The sequence below is a fragment of the Micromonospora sp. NPDC005291 genome (assembly GCF_040607415.1).
Classification (GTDB): Bacteria; Actinomycetota; Actinomycetes; order Mycobacteriales; family Micromonosporaceae; genus Micromonospora.
The window spans coordinates 178,800-194,016 of record NZ_JBEXGR010000010.1; the positions used below are offsets into that span (position 1 = coordinate 178,800).

Annotated in this window: 17 protein-coding genes; 5 read left to right on the forward strand and 12 right to left on the reverse strand. The window is 70.2% G+C overall.

Annotated features, from left to right (window positions below; translation table 11 throughout):
- Positions 1-36: 36 nt before the first annotated feature.
- Positions 37-858, forward strand: coding sequence for a DedA family protein (locus ABZT18_RS16545; RefSeq protein ID WP_354992867.1), 822 nt, complete (start codon positions 37-39; stop codon positions 856-858).
- A 169-nt stretch (positions 859-1,027) separates the two neighbouring features.
- Here the strand turns inward: ABZT18_RS16545 and ABZT18_RS16550 are convergent, their stop codons facing one another.
- The 9 genes from ABZT18_RS16550 to ABZT18_RS16590 all read right to left on the reverse strand — a co-directional run bounded on the left by ABZT18_RS16550 (position 1,028) and on the right by ABZT18_RS16590 (position 9,211).
- Positions 1,028-1,405, reverse strand: a complete 378-nt coding sequence (locus tag ABZT18_RS16550) for a metalloregulator ArsR/SmtB family transcription factor (RefSeq protein WP_030332125.1) — start codon at positions 1,403-1,405, stop codon at positions 1,028-1,030.
- Between the two features lie 57 nt (positions 1,406-1,462).
- Positions 1,463-2,002, reverse strand: coding sequence for an orotate phosphoribosyltransferase (pyrE, locus tag ABZT18_RS16555; protein ID WP_354992868.1), 540 nt, complete (start codon positions 2,000-2,002; stop codon positions 1,463-1,465).
- 169 nt (positions 2,003-2,171) lie between these two features.
- Positions 2,172-2,981 (reverse strand): SDR family oxidoreductase, encoded by an 810-nt coding sequence (locus tag ABZT18_RS16560; protein WP_354992869.1) that lies wholly within the window; start codon positions 2,979-2,981, stop codon positions 2,172-2,174.
- A 10-nt stretch (positions 2,982-2,991) separates the two neighbouring features.
- Positions 2,992-3,657, reverse strand: coding sequence for a hypothetical protein (locus ABZT18_RS16565; protein ID WP_355251598.1), 666 nt, complete (start codon positions 3,655-3,657; stop codon positions 2,992-2,994).
- 72 nt (positions 3,658-3,729) lie between these two features.
- A complete protein-coding gene (locus ABZT18_RS16570) occupies positions 3,730-4,500 on the reverse strand; it encodes a hypothetical protein (RefSeq protein ID WP_354992871.1) in 771 nt (256 codons plus the stop codon).
- A gap of 92 nt (positions 4,501-4,592) precedes the next feature.
- Positions 4,593-5,189, reverse strand: a complete 597-nt coding sequence (locus ABZT18_RS16575) for a DUF4178 domain-containing protein (RefSeq protein ID WP_354992872.1) — start codon at positions 5,187-5,189, stop codon at positions 4,593-4,595.
- A 173-nt stretch (positions 5,190-5,362) separates the two neighbouring features.
- Positions 5,363-5,743 (reverse strand): hypothetical protein, encoded by a 381-nt coding sequence (locus ABZT18_RS16580; RefSeq protein WP_354992873.1) that lies wholly within the window; start codon positions 5,741-5,743, stop codon positions 5,363-5,365.
- A gap of 136 nt (positions 5,744-5,879) precedes the next feature.
- On the reverse strand, positions 5,880-8,471 hold the full coding sequence (gene clpB / locus ABZT18_RS16585; protein ID WP_354992874.1) for an ATP-dependent chaperone ClpB: 2,592 nt from the start codon (positions 8,469-8,471) through the stop codon (positions 5,880-5,882).
- A gap of 86 nt (positions 8,472-8,557) precedes the next feature.
- The gene (locus tag ABZT18_RS16590) at positions 8,558-9,211 is read right to left on the reverse strand and encodes a helix-turn-helix domain-containing protein (RefSeq protein ID WP_354992875.1); all 654 of its coding nucleotides are present in this window, start codon (positions 9,209-9,211) and stop codon (positions 8,558-8,560) included.
- 85 nt (positions 9,212-9,296) lie between these two features.
- Between ABZT18_RS16590 and ABZT18_RS16595 the strand changes: the two genes are divergently transcribed.
- From ABZT18_RS16595 to ABZT18_RS16610, 4 genes are all read left to right on the forward strand, one after another.
- Positions 9,297-10,433 carry an epoxide hydrolase gene (locus ABZT18_RS16595; protein ID WP_354992876.1) on the forward strand — a complete coding sequence of 379 codons (1,137 nt, stop codon included), beginning with the start codon at positions 9,297-9,299 and terminating at the stop codon, positions 10,431-10,433.
- A 159-nt stretch (positions 10,434-10,592) separates the two neighbouring features.
- Positions 10,593-11,093 (forward strand): TrkA C-terminal domain-containing protein, encoded by a 501-nt coding sequence (locus ABZT18_RS16600; protein WP_124815967.1) that lies wholly within the window; start codon positions 10,593-10,595, stop codon positions 11,091-11,093.
- A gap of 5 nt (positions 11,094-11,098) precedes the next feature.
- Positions 11,099-12,304, forward strand: coding sequence for a cation:proton antiporter (locus ABZT18_RS16605; protein WP_354992877.1), 1,206 nt, complete (start codon positions 11,099-11,101; stop codon positions 12,302-12,304).
- A 212-nt stretch (positions 12,305-12,516) separates the two neighbouring features.
- Positions 12,517-12,948, forward strand: coding sequence for a hypothetical protein (locus tag ABZT18_RS16610; protein WP_354992878.1), 432 nt, complete (start codon positions 12,517-12,519; stop codon positions 12,946-12,948).
- Between the two features lie 159 nt (positions 12,949-13,107).
- Here the strand turns inward: ABZT18_RS16610 and ABZT18_RS16615 are convergent, their stop codons facing one another.
- The 3 genes from ABZT18_RS16615 to dnaJ all read right to left on the reverse strand — a co-directional run bounded on the left by ABZT18_RS16615 (position 13,108) and on the right by dnaJ (position 15,078).
- Positions 13,108-13,293 carry a hypothetical protein gene (locus ABZT18_RS16615; RefSeq protein WP_354992879.1) on the reverse strand — a complete coding sequence of 62 codons (186 nt, stop codon included), beginning with the start codon at positions 13,291-13,293 and terminating at the stop codon, positions 13,108-13,110.
- Positions 13,294-13,428: 135 nt separating this feature from the next.
- Complete coding sequence (locus ABZT18_RS16620; protein ID WP_354993127.1) at positions 13,429-13,869, reverse strand: helix-turn-helix transcriptional regulator; 441 nt, start codon at positions 13,867-13,869, stop codon at positions 13,429-13,431.
- A 30-nt stretch (positions 13,870-13,899) separates the two neighbouring features.
- Positions 13,900-15,078, reverse strand: a complete 1,179-nt coding sequence (gene dnaJ, locus ABZT18_RS16625) for a molecular chaperone DnaJ (RefSeq protein WP_354992880.1) — start codon at positions 15,076-15,078, stop codon at positions 13,900-13,902.
- Between the last annotated feature and the right edge of the window lie 139 nt (positions 15,079-15,217).

The following is a 15,217-nucleotide window of genomic DNA, read 5'->3' on the forward strand; positions in this document are numbered from 1 at the left end:
CCGGCGCGGCACGGGACCTGAGCTTCGGTACCCTTTGTGGCCGTGGACACAGCTGAGAAGACCCGCGCTCTCGTGGAGAGCGTCGCCCTGAACCCGCTCGATCCCAAGGATCTGTTGCAGACCTTCGGGCTGATCGGTGTGTGGGTAATCCTCTTCGCCGAGACCGGCCTGCTGGTGGGCTTCTTCTTCCCTGGCGACTCGCTGCTGTTCCTCGCCGGGGTGGCCTCGTCGCCGGTGGCGGACGCGATCTTCGGCGACGGTACCCGGCTCTCCCTGGCCGGCCTCCTGATCGGCGGGCCGATCTGCGCGGTTGTCGGCGCCCAGCTGGGGCACTGGCTCGGCGCGCGGTATGGCCGGCCGATGTTCGAGCGGCCGAACTCCCGGCTCTTCAAGAAGGAGTACGTGGAGAAGGCCGAGTACTACTTCCAGAAGTTCGGGCCGGCGAAGGCCGTGGTGCTGGCGCGCTTCATCCCGATCGTCCGGACGTTCCTCAACCCGGTCGCGGGCGCGCTCGGCATGCCGGCCCGGAAGTTCCTGCTCTGGAACATCGTCGGTGCGGTGCTCTGGGTGGACGGCATCCTGCTGATCGGCTACCTGCTGGCCGAGCAGATCTACCAGGCCATCGGCGACAAGATCGACCACTACATCCTGCCGGTGGTGGCCCTGATCATCGTGATCTCGGTGCTGCCGATCTTCTTCGAGTTCCTCCGCGACCGGCGGGCTCGTAAGCGCGGCGAGGCGGTCGCGGTGGTCGCGGCGGCCAGCGCCGCTGGTGCGGTGGACGCGGCCCGCGAGGCGTTCGACCACGACGGACACCAGCACGGCCGCCAGCACCCGGAGCACGGCCAGGACCGCTGAACGCCGGGTACGACGATGGCCGGCCCCCTCGTGTGGGGGTCGGCCATCGGCATGTCGGACCCGGCCTCCGGCGGTGCGGCCGGGGACGAGCAGGTGTAACCCACCGGTGGCGCCACCCCTGGCTCGCCACCGGACGCCGCCCCGGCTCGGGACGGCGTGTAGTGCTACTTCAGCGGGCCTTCTTGGTGGCCCGCTTACGCGGCGGGGTCAGCAGGTCGGCGATCGTCGCGATCGCACTCGGGACCAGGCTGTAGTACGCCCAGACACCGCGCTTCTCCCGCTGCAGCAAGCCAGCCTCGGTGAGGATACGCAGGTGATGACTGACCGTCGGCTGAGAGAGGCCGAGCGGCGCCGTCAGGTCACAGACGCACGCCTCGCCCTCGGGGGCCGACTGGATCAGGCTGAGCAGCCGCAACCGAGCAGGATCAGCAAGGGCCTTGAGGACCCCCGCGAGACGCTCGGCATCGGCACGTTCGATCGGCTCGCCGTTTAGCGGCGAGATCTGAGGCATAGTCATTTCGGCCAACGCAGTTCCCACGTATTCCATCCTTCCACCAGCAGCATCGATCCGCCTGCATATCAGCAGATCCGAATCGGCAAACTTTTACGCCACAAGGCCGAGGTCAGCCAACGTATAGGCCGCCCGGTACGGCAATCCGGCGGCTCGCACCGCGTCGCCGGCGCCTCGATCAACAATAACCGCCACGCCCACGACTTCCGCCCCGGCCTCACGAAGCGCCTCGACAGCGGTCAAAACACTTCCGCCCGTCGTGGACGTATCCTCCACCGCCAACACCCGACGGCCGGCCACCTCCGGTCCCTCGATTCGCCGCTGCAAACCGTGCGCCTTGCCCGCCTTGCGCACCACAAAGGCGTCCAGGGCCCGGCCGGTCGGAGCGGCGGCATGCAGCATCGAGAGCGCGACAGGATCCGCGCCCAGGGTGAGGCCGCCGACAGCGTCGTACTCCATGTCGGCGGTGAGGTCGAGCAACACCCGGCCGACCAGAGGAGCGGCCCGGTGATGGAGCGTGACGCGCCGCAGATCCACGTACCAGTCTGCCTCACGCCCCGAGGAGAGCACGACCCGTCCGTGGACTACAGCCAGGTCGGTAATGAATTTACGCAGGTCGTCGTGGTCCCCCATGGCGATAGAGGTTACTGCGCAAGTCTGAACGCCGCGTGTGGGGTCCACCCTGATCAGCCCCGCGGGGGACCGATGGTTGGCGATGTTCGACTACGCTCAGCGACTGGCTTGGTAGCGGGGCGCCAATGGCGCGCCAGCGATCCCCCGGGACCGGTGTGCCGGTCGAGGCTCAGCGCTCGTCGCGACCGACGCGACCGCGGGTGTCCCGCGCGACCGCCTGGAGCAGCCGGCGCGGGGCGTGCCGCATGCCGGCAACGACCACCTTGTACTTCCACGCCGGGACGCTGACCATCTTGCCTTTTCGCAGGTCACGCAGGGCCTCGTCGACCACATCCTCGGCCCGCAGCCACAGCCACTCTGGCATCTTGGACATGTTGATGCCGGCCCGCTGGTGAAACTCCGTGCGGGTGTAGCCGGGGCAGAGGGCCATCACCCGGACGCCGAACGGCCGCGCCGACTGGCCGACGGACTCGCTGAAGTTGGTGACCCACGCCTTGCTGGCTGAGTAGGTCGACCCGGGCATCGCCGTGCCGAATCCGGCGACCGAAGAGACATTTATCACTGCCCCATTTCGGCGTTCGGTCATCGGTCGCAGCGCCGCCAGGGTCAGCCGCATGACCGCGTGCACGTTGAGCCGCAACAGGCGCGCCTCGTCCTCTGCCGTGGAGCGCAGGAACGGCTTGTTCAGGCTGATCCCGGCGTTGTTGACCAGCAGGTGCACGGGGCTGCCGTCGGCGAGCCGCTTCTCCACGATCGCGCAGCCGTCGTCGGTGGACAGATCCGCCGGGATCGTCTCCACCTCGCGGCCGTACGTGGAACCCAACTCGGTGGCCATCTCGGTCAGCCGGGCCGCGTCGCGGGCGACCAGCACCAGACTCCAGCCGTCGGCGGCCAGCCGCCGGGTGAACGCCGCGCCGATGCCGGCCGTGGCCCCGGTGATCAGGGCTCGGCGCTCGGCAGCCGAGGGGTCGAGCGTCACGGGGCGGTCCTCACCTGGGCGGGTACGGGGGCGCGGGCGGTGCCGACGACGGCTGGTGCGGAGCAGGCGTGAACGCGGGCGGTGCGGATGGCATGGTCGGCGCGGTCGAGCGGTGGCGACTGAACCAGGCGTTTGCCGCCGGCAGGGCCAGCAGCAAAGCTACTACAAGGTAACCGAGCCCCTGCCCGACGGAAAGCCCTGCGTTGAGGGGAATCCACCACGATGGGTACGCGTCGCCGATCAGGCCCAGCAGCTCGGCGAGAGCCTGCTCGCCGGCGCCCAGTTGCAGTGGCGCGGCCCGTTCGCCGACGAGCACTGCCACGCTGCAACAGCCAGCGAGCAGGCCGAGCCCGCTGACCACCCAGGTGGCCACCCGGGCGCCGTTGCGACCGGCCAGCAGCCCGATGGCCAGGCCGGCGAGCACCGGCGCGGAGAGCGCAGCCACCACCGCCGACAGCACCGCGGACGCGCGGAGCAGGGTGACCACCTCGTCGATCTCCTGGGAGCTCGCTGAGGTATCGCGAGCGGCGGCGCGGAAGGCGTCGACCGTTCCGCCCAGCACCACCAGGTCGACCACGGTGTACGCGAGCGCGGCGACCGCCATCACCACCAGCACGGTTACGGCGAACAGGACGACGGCGGGCCGGCGGGCCGGTGCCGATTCCGGGTACGACACGACGAATCCCTCCGGTAGGCGTCGGGTTGCAACCTACTCGGAGGGATCGTCGGCGTCGTGGTTATCGAGCGGTCAACTCGTCGACGGCGGGGTTGACCCGGGCCGGTCCGCCGGCGGCGTGTCGTCCGGCCTGTTCGCGGCCGGTGGCGGCGGGTAGCTCGGCTCCCCACTCGACGGATAGCCCGGCTCACCGGCCGACTGCGGGTAGCCAGGCTGACCCGGAGCCTGCGGGTACCCCGGGTAGCTGGCGCCCGGGGTCGGCGGCTCCCAGGCCGCGGTGGGCTTGCGGAAGAACGCGTTGGCCTTCGGCAGCGCCAGCAGGATCAGCGCCGCGAGCAACGCGATCAGGCTGATCACACCGAGCAGGAGGCTGACCGGGGTGACCCAGGAGGGCAGAGCCTCCTCCAGCCGGCGCTGGACCTCTTCGCTGCTCGGCCCATTGCTACCCGTCTCCCCACCGGTGGTGAGGCTGCCGGCCGCGCCGCTGAGCAGGCCACCACCCGTGCAGCAGACCATGATGCCGCCGACGATCCAGGTGGTGATCCGGGCACCGTTGCGGCCCTGGTTGTTGAACAGGGCCAGGACGCCCAGCACGATCGCGAGCAGCAGCAGCAGGACGCTGCTGCCGAGGCCGACCGCGAAGAAGACGTCCGCCACCTGGTCTGCACCCTCAACGGTGCTGTCCGCGTACGCGTCGCGGAGCGCCTCACGCGTCTTGCCGATGGTGCTGAGCGTGATGATCAGACTGATCACCTGGCACGCCAGGAACAGGAAGAGCAGATAGCTGGAAATCGACACAATGGATGGCCGCTGACGGGCCGGCGTGCTCTGGGAATCGACCACGATTCTCCTTCCCTAAGATCGCGCCCACACCGTATCGACAACCTGCCAGTTCGGCATGCCGTGGTGAGTCCGGCGCGCCCACCCGGTCCGGCTCAGCGGCCCTGGGACGTGGGACGGATCGTCAGGTCAACGGGGTCGAGCCGGTTGCCGCGGGCGACTCTCCAGCCCTCTTCGCCGTACGCCTCGAAGGAGAGCCGCGCGGCGCCACCGGACTGGTAGTCGTGGTAGCGCATGGTCCCGGCCGACGGAAGCCCGGTCTCCCCGGTGGCGGTGTAGCGCGCCTGCCCGGTCTCGGCCCAGGTGTAGCGCCGCCCGCCGAGGTCGATGGTCGGGGCGCCCGGGGTGACGGTCGCGCCGGGCTCGGCTGTCCAGAACACCAGCTCCGTTTCGGGGCCGTCCTCGACGGAGAGCCGGTGGCGGGTGCCGGACTCGTCGTCGAGCAGGTGCTGCACCCAACTCCAGTCGCCCTCGACGAGGCGGATCGTGCCGCTCACCGCGTACTCCCGCTCGCGGATCCGCACGCGGTCGCCCGGGGCCAGGCGGAGCGGGTCGTCGCGCGCCGGCAGTGCGGTTGGCAGCGTGCCGTCGGGCCGTGCCGCCGCCCGCCGCCGGGCCCGCACGACGATCACGACCACGACCACCGCGAGTACGGCAATCGCCGCCACCAGGTACGTCACTGACCCGCCCACCCGACCATCCCCCCAGGTACGTCGGCGCAGACGGTAACAACCTTCGGCACCTGCGGGACCCGTACCGTGACCGACAGCTCAGCTACCGACGGCACCGGTGGCGTCGCCCGGCGTGCACGGCTGCACTGTGGACGGCCCGGTGTGCGTTGGTTCGCCCGGTGCCAGGACATTGATCACGCCGCGGCGAGCCGCTGGCTGGCGTAGTGCCCGAGAGTTTCGCGGTCCATCACGCAGCCGACGAATGTGGTGAATTCGCTCGGGTCGTCCCGCAGTGATGTCCAGGCCGCTCGGGCCGCCGCCGGGTCGATCCGCTCCAGCAGCGTGGCCGCGTACGCCCGACCAGCGGGTGTGCCGTCGGCCAGCACCCGTTCGAGCTGCCGGCGTACTTCCTCAGGGTGGTCGTCGAGTGCGGCCTCGACCCGGTGGTACGCCTCGGTCACCGGCAGGGTCGCGCCAGCGATCCCCACCCCACCAAAGGCAAGCGTGTCAGCGGCCACCAACTCGTCGACGGCAGCGCCCAGTTCCCGCTCCCATTTCTTCCCGATACCAAACATGCCCCCACCATTTCCCCGCCGACGCCACTTCGACCCCGTTGATCATGAAGTTATTGTCCCGACACGCCGGGCGGCCGAACAATAACTTCATGATCAACTTTGCGGGTGTGGGGTGAGGGACCGGGGGTCACCGCGTTCAGGCGGGGGTTACCGCCAGGGTGTTGGTTTCGGGGGCCAGATCTACCTTCACCGTTTCGCCGTCTCTGATCTGGCCGGAGAGGAGGGCCTTCGCGAGCTGGTCGCCGATGGCGGTCTGAACCAGGCGGCGTAGCGGGCGGGCGCCGTAGATCGGATCGTAGCCGTGCTCGGCCAGCCAACCCCGAGCGGCATCGGTGATCTCCAGGCCGAGCCTGCGGTCGGCCAGCCGTCGCCGCATCCGCTCCAGCTGGAGGTCGACGATCGAGCGCAGATCGTCTCCGTGCAGCGAGGCGAAGACCACGATGTCGTCCAGCCGGTTGAGGAACTCCGGCTTGAAGTGCGACCGGACCACTGCGAGGACACCCTCCCGGCGCTGCTCATCGGCCAGCGTCAGGTCACTGATGACCGACGAACCGAGGTTGGACGTGAGGATCAGGATCGCGTTCCGGAAGTCCACCGTGCGGCCCTGGCCGTCGGTGAGCCGGCCGTCGTCGAGCACCTGGAGCAGCACGTCGAAGACGTCTGGGTGGGCCTTCTCCACCTCGTCCAGCAGAACCACCGAGTACGGCCGACGGCGCACCGCCTCGGTGAGCTGCCCACCCTCGGTGTAGCCGACGTAGCCGGGCGGGGCACCCAACAGGCGAGCGACCGAGTGCTTCTCGCCGTACTCGCTCATGTCGATGCGGACCATCGCCCGCTCGTCGTCGAAGAGGAACTCGGCGAGGGCCTTGGCCAGCTCCGTCTTGCCGACGCCCGTGGGGCCGAGGAAGAGGAAGCTGCCGGTCGGGCGGTCCGGATCGGCGATGCCGGCTCGGGCACGGCGTACCGCGTCGGAGACCGCGCCGACCGCCTCGGCCTGGCCGACCACCCGGCCGCCCAGCGACTCCTCCATCCGCAGCAGCTTGACCGTTTCGCCCTCGAGGAGGCGACCGGCGGGGATGCCGGTCCAGGAGGCGACCACGGCGGCGATGTCGTCGGCGCCGACCTCCTCCTTGAGCATCGCGCCATCGGCCTGGAGCTGGGCCAGCTCCTCCGCGGCCCGCGTCAGCTCCACCTTGAGCGCGGGGATCCGGCCGTAGCGCAGCTCGGCTGCGCGCTCCAGCTCACCGTCGCGCTCGGCACGCTCCGCCTCGCCGCCGAGGCGCTCCAGCTCCTCCTTGGCCGTGGAGAGCTTGGTGATGTGGCTCTTCTCGGTCTGCCAGCGCTCGGAGAGCACGGTGAGCTGCTCGCGCTTGTCGGCCAGCTCCTTACGCAGCCGCTCCAGCCGCTCGGCGGAGGCCGCGTCCGGCTCCTTGGCCAGTGCCATCTCCTCGATCTCCAGCCGGCGGACCGCGCGCTCGATCTCGTCCACCTCGACCGGACGGGAGTCGATCTCCATCCGGAGCCGGGACGCGGACTCGTCGACCAGGTCGATCGCCTTGTCCGGGAGGAACCGCTCGGTGATGTAGCGGTCCGACAGTGTCGCGGCGGCGACCAGCGCGGCGTCGGTGATCCGTACGCCGTGGTGCACCTCGTAGCGCTCCTTGAGCCCCCGCAGGATGCCGATGGTGTCCTCGATCGTCGGCTCGCCGACCAGCACCGGTTGGAAGCGACGCTCCAGCGCCGGGTCCTTCTCGATGTGCTCGCGGTACTCGTCCAGCGTGGTGGCACCGACCATCCGCAGCTCACCGCGGGCCAGCATCGGCTTGAGCATGTTGCCGGCGTCCATCGAGCCTTCGCCCTTACCGGCGCCGACGACGGTGTGCAGCTCGTCGAGGAACGTGATGACCTGCCCGTTGGAGTTCTTGATCTCTTCCAGTACGGACTTCAGCCGCTCCTCGAACTGCCCGCGGTACTGCGCGCCGGCGACCATCGCGCCGAGATCCAGTGAGATCAACTTCTTGTCGCGCAGCGACTCGGGCACGTCGCCGGTGACGATCCGCTGGGCCAGGCCCTCGACGATCGCGGTCTTGCCGACGCCGGGCTCGCCGATCAGCACCGGGTTGTTCTTGGTACGCCGGGACAGCACCTGGATGACGCGGCGGATCTCCGAGTCGCGGCCGATGACCGGGTCGATCTTGCCGTCCCGGGCGCTGGCCGTGAGGTCGACGCCGTACTTGGTCAGGGCCTGGTAGGTCTGCTCCGGGTCGGCGGTGGTGACGCGGCGGTCACCGCCCCGGACGGTTGGGAAGGCCGCGACCAGGGCCTCCTCGGTGGCACCGGCGGCCTTCAGCGCACCGGACACCGCGCCGCCCACCCGGGCCAGGCCGGCGAGCAGGTGCTCGGTGGACGTGTACTCGTCGCCCAACGGCCGGGCGATCTGCTCGGCGGCACCGATGGCGTTGACGAACTCGCGGGCCAACGTCGGCTCGCCGATGCTGGAGCCGCGGGCGGCCGGGAGGGCGTCGACCGCGCGCTGGGCGGCCCCGCGCAGCTCGGCCGGGTCGGCCCCGACGGCGCGCAGCAGACCGGTGGCAGTCGAGCCGTCGGTGTCCAGCAGTGCCAGCAGCAGGTGCCAGGGCTCGACGGTGGCGTGACCACGCTGGTTGGCCAGCGCGACGGCGCCGGTGATGGTTTCACGGCTCTTGGTGGTGAGTCTTTCGGTGTTCATGGGCTCCCCCGGATCGGCGTTGTCCATTGGGTTGGACACAACCAGAGTTGAGCGTATTCCGCTCAACCTTAACGCTGTGACGCCCATCACTCTCGGCGGCGCCACCGCCAGTCGAACTCCCCCGCCGCCGGGGGCGGGCCGGGCAGCGGGTCCGCAGCCGGCGCCGTCGACAGGCCCGCCAGCAACACCGCGAGCTGACGGCTCCGCAACTGCCCGGTCCGCTCCGGATCGGGTACGCGCACCGCGGCGCACGCCTCCAGCACCAGCCCCAGGTCCTGCAGGACCACGTCCGGGCGCAGGCGTCCGCTGGCGTGCGCACGCTCGAACAGCACCGTGGCCAGCTCGTTGGAGCGCATCGCGGCCTGGCCCATCTCCTCGGTCGGGGTGAAGGTGCCGGCCAAATGGACGGTGAGCGAGTGCACGTCGGCGTCGACCACCCGGGCCAGGAAGCCGGCGAACGCGGTCCAGTCGTCCGGCTCGGCGAGGGCCAGTTCGGCCTCCTCGATGTAGCGGCGCAGCCCGTCGTGGCAGAGCTGGCGCAGCAGGTCCTCCTTGCCCGCGTACCTCCGGTAGAGGGCACTGATGCCGACGCCCGCGCGTTCGGCGACGGCGGCGATGGGCGCCTTCGGGTCGTCCAGGAAGACCGCGCGGGCGGCTTCGAGGATGACCTCGTTGTTGCGGGCGGCCTGGGCGCGGCGACCGGTCAGCGGAGCGTCGGTCTTTCCGGGGGGAGTCGGCATGACTCCAGATTAGCAGTGGAACGGATCGTTCCGGTCTGCTATCTTGATTGCAGAACGAAACATTCCGTTCCGAAGGAGCTCCGAGATGACCGGCACCCCGATCCGCCCGTTCCGCGTCGAGATCCCCCAGACCGCCCTCGACGACCTGGCCGACCGACTGGACCGGACGATCTGGCCCGCCGACCTGCCCGGCGCGGGCGACACGTACGGAATGAGCAACGACCGGGTGCGCGCCCTCGCCGACCGGTGGCGGGACGGGTTCGACTGGCGGGCCGTCGAGGCCCGACTGAACGCCCACCCGCAGTTCGTCACCGAGATCGACGGCGAGCAGATCCACTTCCTGCACGTCCGGTCGTCCCGCCCGGACGCCACCGCGCTGGTGCTCACCCACGGCTGGCCGGGCTCGGTGCTGGAATACCTGGCCGTGATCGCCCCGCTCACCGAGCCGACCGACCCGGACGCGCCGGCCTTCCACGTGGTCATCCCCTCGCTGCCCGGCTTCGGGTTCTCCGGCCCGACCCGCAGCGCCGGCTGGAACCGGCACCGCACCGCCCGCGCCTGGGCCGAGCTGATGAACCGACTGGGGTACGACAGCTACGGCGCGATCGGCAACGACGCCGGCTCGATGATCGCGCCGGAGTTGGGCCGGGTCGATCCGGAGCACGTGCTCGGCGTACACGTCACCCAGCTCTTCTCGTTCCCCTCGGGCGACCCGGCCGAGTTCGCGGAGCTCTCCGAGGCGGATCAGGCGGCGCTCGAGCACCTCCAGTGGTTCTACGAGAACAAGTTCTCCTTCAACCAGGTGCACAGCCAGCAGCCGCAGACCCTGGCGTTCGCGCTGGCCGACTCCCCGGTCGGGCTGCTCGCCTGGAACGCCCAACTCTTCGACGAGAGCCTGGACGTCGAGTTCGTCCTGGCCAATGTGGCGCTCTACTGGTTCACCGGCACGGCAGCCTCGGCGATCCGGTTCTACTGGGAGGACGCGCACGCCGGCCAGGCGCCGAGCGAGCCGACCAACGCGCCGACCGCGCTGGCCATGTTCCCCGGCGACTTCCAGTCCATCCGCCGCTTCGCCGACCGGGACCACGCGAACATCGTCCGGTGGACGGCGTACGAGACGGACGTCGAGGGCCGCGGTGACGTCGGCGGTCACTACGCCGCCCACCAGGCCACCGACGTCCTGGCTAACGACATCCGCGAGTTCTTCGCCAGTCTTCGCTGATGGACACGACATCGCCGATGTGGGGGTATCCGCCGGCTCGGATACCCCCACATCGGCGATATGGAGTGGATCACGCCTCGGGACCCGGCCTGACCAGCCCCGAAGGGGCCCGGTTCAGCCAAGATCCAGCTTTCATTCACGAAGCGGTAGCCTTAGCGGGTGCGAGTACGTGTCGAGCAGACCGCCTTACCCGGGATCGGGGTACGCCACGATCTGGTGACGGAGTCCGGACGCCGCCTGGGCGTGGTCTCCCACCGCAATGGCCGCCGTGATCTTGTCCTCTACGACCCCGACGATCCCGACGCCTGCCAGGCGGACATCCCGCTGACCGACGACGAGGCGGAGGCTCTCGCCGACATCCTCGGCGCGTCGCTGATGCTCGGTCAGCTCTCCGGGCTCCGCGAACAGGCCGCCGGTCTGCTCACCGAACAGATCGCCATCACGGCGGGATCGCCGTACGTCAACCGCAAACTTGGCGACACGAAGGCGCGTACTCGAACCAGCGCCTCCATCGTGGCGGTGCTGCGCGAAGGCGAAGTGATCGTCTCGCCACTCCCCTCCTTCCGCTTCGCGGCCGGCGATGTGGTGGTCGTCGTCGGGACCCGCAGGGGTCTCGACGGCGTGTCCGCCATCCTCGCCGACAGTGACCCGGACGGCTGAGGCGGATGCACGATTCCACCACTCTGCTCGTCGAAGTCGGCGCGCTGCTGCTGCTGCTTGGCGTCCTCGGCCGGCTCAGCCGTCGGGTAGGCCTCTCACCGATCCCTCTCTACCTGTTCGCCGGGCTGGCGTTCGGCCACGGCGGGTTGCTTCCGCTCGCCGCCAGCGAGGAGTTCTTCGCGGTCGGCGCCGAGATCGGCGTCATCCTGCTGCTGGTCATGCTCGGCCTGGAATACTCGGCCAACGAGTTGGTCGGCAACCTGCGCTCGGCGGCCCCGGCAGGGCTGATCGACGGCGTGCTCAACGCGCTGCCCGGCGCCGGGTTCGCCCTGCTGCTCGGCTGGGACTGGGTGGCCGCCCTGGTGCTCGGCGGCATCACCTGGGTCTCCTCCTCCGGGGTGATCGCCAAGGTCCTCGCCGACCTGGGACGACTCGGTAACCGGGAAACCCCGGTGATCCTCTCGGTCCTGGTGATCGAGGACCTGGCGATGGCGCTCTACCTCCCGCTGGTCACCGCCGTGCTGGCCGGCACCGGTCTCCTGGGTGGCGGCATCGCACTCGCCATCGCCGTGGGTACGGTGCTGCTCGTGCTGGTGCTCGCCATCCGGTACGGCCACCTGATCTCGTCCGCACTGTCGGCGAAGGATCCGGAGGCGCTGCTGCTCGGCGTACTCGGTCTGACTTTGCTGATCGCCGGCCTCGCGGCGAAGCTGCAGGTGTCGGCGGCGGTCGGCGCGTTCCTGGTCGGCATAGCGCTCTCCGGTCCGGTGGCGCACCACGCGACCGAGTTGCTGTCCCCGCTTCGGGACCTGTTCGCGGCGGTGTTCTTCGTCTTCTTCGGCCTGGTCACCGACCCACGGGACATCCCGCCGGTGCTGCTGCCGGCGCTCGCGTTGGCCGTGGTCACCATGGCGACGAAGACGCTCACCGGTTACCTCGCGGCCCGCCGGGTCGGCATCGCGGAACCCGGTCGATGGCGGGCCGGCCTGGCACTCGTACCCCGAGGTGAGTTCTCCATCGTCATCGCGGGGCTCGCGGTGGCCGCCGGGAGCGTCGAGCCTCGGTTGGCAGCGCTGGCCACGGCGTACGTCCTGATCACCGTGGTGACCGGGCCGATGCTGGCCCGGCTGCCCGACTTCCCGTGGTTCAAGCGGTGGCTGCGCAACCGCGCGGCGGCCCAGCGGCCGGTGCCGGTTCCGATCCAGGACTAAAGCGTCGCCGCCGCTGCCGCGGCTCACATCAGCACGGCAGCGGCGGCGGGCAGAACTGTCCCACCATTCTTTTTGCCAACCCCGACCAACGGTTGCTGAATTGCTCCCCACAGGGACTACCGCAGCACCCCACGGCGGGTTACCGTTTCGCCCCAGCAGCCAGGGTCCGCAGGCAGCCAGTGCCAACGCGGGCGAGAGCGGAAGGTTGGCCGGTGAGCGTGCAGGAGTCGACGTTCCACGGCTTCGCCAACCCCGTCGATCCAACTCCGGCGGAGTTGCGAGCTTGGGCATACCAGCCCGATTCGGTGCCGTTGGCTTCGATGCCACCCGACTGGGACCTGCTGGTCTCCGGCGACCGGCTGGTGCTGACACTCTTTGAGTTGGCGATGGATCCGACCTGCCCGGCCCGGCGTTTCGCGCTGCACTGCCTCTACATCTACGCGGCCGACGGCATCCGGACGAACTTCCGCGCCCACCCCAAGCGCCGCTTCCGGAAGATCGTCGAGCAGGCCGAGCGTGACGGCGACGAGCTGATGAAGATCTGGGCGCACAACGGCCGGGTGCTGCTGGCCCGACCGGACCTCTTCGTCTACCGGGACTGGTGCGAGGGCGGGCTGGTCCGCGAGAACCGCCGCCTCGGCTGAGGCGTCCCGGCCCTGGCGATCACCGCGTCCCGGCCAGCACTCACGAATGGCGAACGGGCCGGGACCCCCGCCCTGGCGATCACTGCGTCCCGGCCCGCACTCATGATGGCGAACGGGCCGGGACCCCCCGTGGGTCCCGGCCCGCACGTCGGCTACCGGTCAGTCCTGCTTTCGTTCCGTCTCGGCCCGGTCCTTGTGGTCGCCGTGTTCGGCGAACCGGCCCGCGATGATCTGGTCCCGGAAGGTTCCCTCGGTCACCTTCTCGAACTTCTCGCGGACGGTTTCGGCCAGGTCTTCCAACCGGTCCTCCGTCTGCTGGGCCACCGTCTTTGCCGGCTCCGTCATCGCTCCCCCTCGCCATGCCGGTAGTCCGGATTGAGCTAATTGGACCCGTATTGACAGGCTAACCGAACCGGCCCGGACCGCGCCGGGATTCCGGTGCGGTCCGGGCCGAGGGAACGGAACCGGGCGAGCGGCAGGTCAGCGATCGGGTGTACGGCGAGGCCGCCAGACCACCAGCGCGGTGGAGGTGCGGTTGGTCGGCACCAGATCCCGACCCGGGAAGCGGGCCAGCGACTCCAGCTCGGCAACCCGGTGGTACGCGGCATCCAGCTCCGCCTCCAGCCGGGCCACCCGCTGCTGCGCCTGCTCCAGCAGCCGCTCCAGCCCGATGATCCGCTTGACGCCGGCCAGGTTGATCCCGTCATCCTGGCTGAGCCGCTGCACCTCGCGCAGCAACACCACGTCGCGGACGCTGTACCGACGCCCGCCTCCAGCGGCCCGGCCGGGCTGCACCAGCCCCAGTCGGTCGTACTGGCGCAGGGTCTGTGGGTGCATCCCCGCCATCCGGGCCGCAACCGAGATCATCAGCACCTTGGCCTCGTAGGCAGGGTCGCCTGAACCGAAGAAGTCGCCCGACATCCCGCTCACCTCCGCGTCCATTCCACCGGACTAACCGACCCGACGCACCCGCGCATCGAGATGTTCCCGGGCCGCCGGCGGACTCTGCTCGGCGAACGCCTCCAGCGCCGTGCGCGCCTCGTCCGACAACCGGGCCGGCACCACCACGTCCAACGTGACCAGCAGGTCACCGGCCTGCCCGTCACGGCGGACCACACCCTTGCCTCGGGCCCGCAGCACCCGACCGCTCGGCGTGCCCGGCGGAACCCGCAGGGTCACCGCGCCGTCGAGCGTGGGCACCCGCAGGTCCGTGCCGAGCACGGCCTCCGCGAAGGTGACCGGCACGGTCAGCGTCAGGTCGTCACCGGTACGCCCAAACAGCTCGTCCGGCCGAACCTTGACGTGCACGAACAGGTCACCAGCCGGGCCGCCGCGCTCACCCGGCTCACCGCGCCCGGCCAGCCGGATGCGCTGGCCGTCGGCCACCCCGGCCGGGAAGCGCACGTTCATGGTGCGGGTCTTGGTGACACCGCCGCTGCCGTGGCACTCCGGGCACTTCTCCTCGACCACCGTGCCGACGCCCTGGCAGTTGCGGCACGGCTCGGAGAAGCTGAACGAACCCTGGTTGCGGGTGGTCACGCCAGCACCGTGGCAGACCGGGCAGGTTTGCGGCTGGGTGCCGGGCTTGGCCCCGTTGCCGTGGCAGGTCTCGCAGACTCCCGGCGCGCGCAGCGTCAGGGGCAGCGTCACCCCGCGCACCGCGTCACCGAAGTCCAGCGCCACTTCGGTCTCCACGTCCCGACCACGGGCCGGACCGCGCTGCGCGGCCTGCCCACCACCCTGACCACCGGTGAAGATGGAGCTGAACAGGTCCTGGAAGCCGGTGCCGCCGAAGCGACGGTCGCCGCCCCCGCCACCGAACATGTCGGAGACGTCGAACGGCGCGCCACCCGCCTGGCCCCCACCCCGGGCGTTACGCCGGAACGCGCCCGAGCCGAACAGTGAGCGCAGCTCGTCGTACTCGCGGCGGCGGCCGGTGTCCGACAGCACGTTGTATGCCTCGGACGCGGCCTTGAACCGCTCCTCGGCCTTCGGGTCGCCCGGGTTGTGGTCCGGGTGCGACTCCCGGGCCACCTTGCGGTATGCCTTCTTGATGTCATCCGCGGAGGCGGCCTTGTCCACGCCGAGCACGGCGTAGAAGTCCTTCTCGATCCAGTCCTTCGAACTCACCGGTCCACCCCCTTCCGACCGTCATGGCCCGGCCGTCCCGCCCCCCGTTGCGCGGGGGGCCGTGACGTTCTGGCCGTTGCCCAGCCCGGTGACGGTCGTGCGGGTGTCGGTCACCTCGCTGACGCGCCCACCGACGTCC

Bases quoted from the DNA above. Each gene is read 5' to 3' on its own strand.
- ABZT18_RS16590 (WP_354992875.1), bottom strand. From the start codon at position 9,211: ATGCCGACTCCCCCCGGAAAGACCGACGCTCCGCTGACCGGTCGCCGC.
- ABZT18_RS16615 (WP_354992879.1), bottom strand. From the start codon at position 13,293: ATGACGGAGCCGGCAAAGACGGTGGCCCAGCAGACGGAGGACCGGTTG.
- ABZT18_RS16580 (WP_354992873.1), bottom strand. From the start codon at position 5,743: ATGTTTGGTATCGGGAAGAAATGGGAGCGGGAACTGGGCGCTGCCGTC.
- pyrE (WP_354992868.1), bottom strand. From the start codon at position 2,002: ATGGGGGACCACGACGACCTGCGTAAATTCATTACCGACCTGGCTGTA.
- ABZT18_RS16595 (WP_354992876.1), top strand. From the start codon at position 9,297: ATGACCGGCACCCCGATCCGCCCGTTCCGCGTCGAGATCCCCCAGACC.
- clpB (WP_354992874.1), bottom strand. From the start codon at position 8,471: ATGAACACCGAAAGACTCACCACCAAGAGCCGTGAAACCATCACCGGC.
- ABZT18_RS16550 (WP_030332125.1), bottom strand. From the start codon at position 1,405: ATGGAATACGTGGGAACTGCGTTGGCCGAAATGACTATGCCTCAGATC.
- ABZT18_RS16620 (WP_354993127.1), bottom strand. From the start codon at position 13,869: ATGTCGGGCGACTTCTTCGGTTCAGGCGACCCTGCCTACGAGGCCAAG.
- ABZT18_RS16605 (WP_354992877.1), top strand. From the start codon at position 11,099: ATGCACGATTCCACCACTCTGCTCGTCGAAGTCGGCGCGCTGCTGCTG.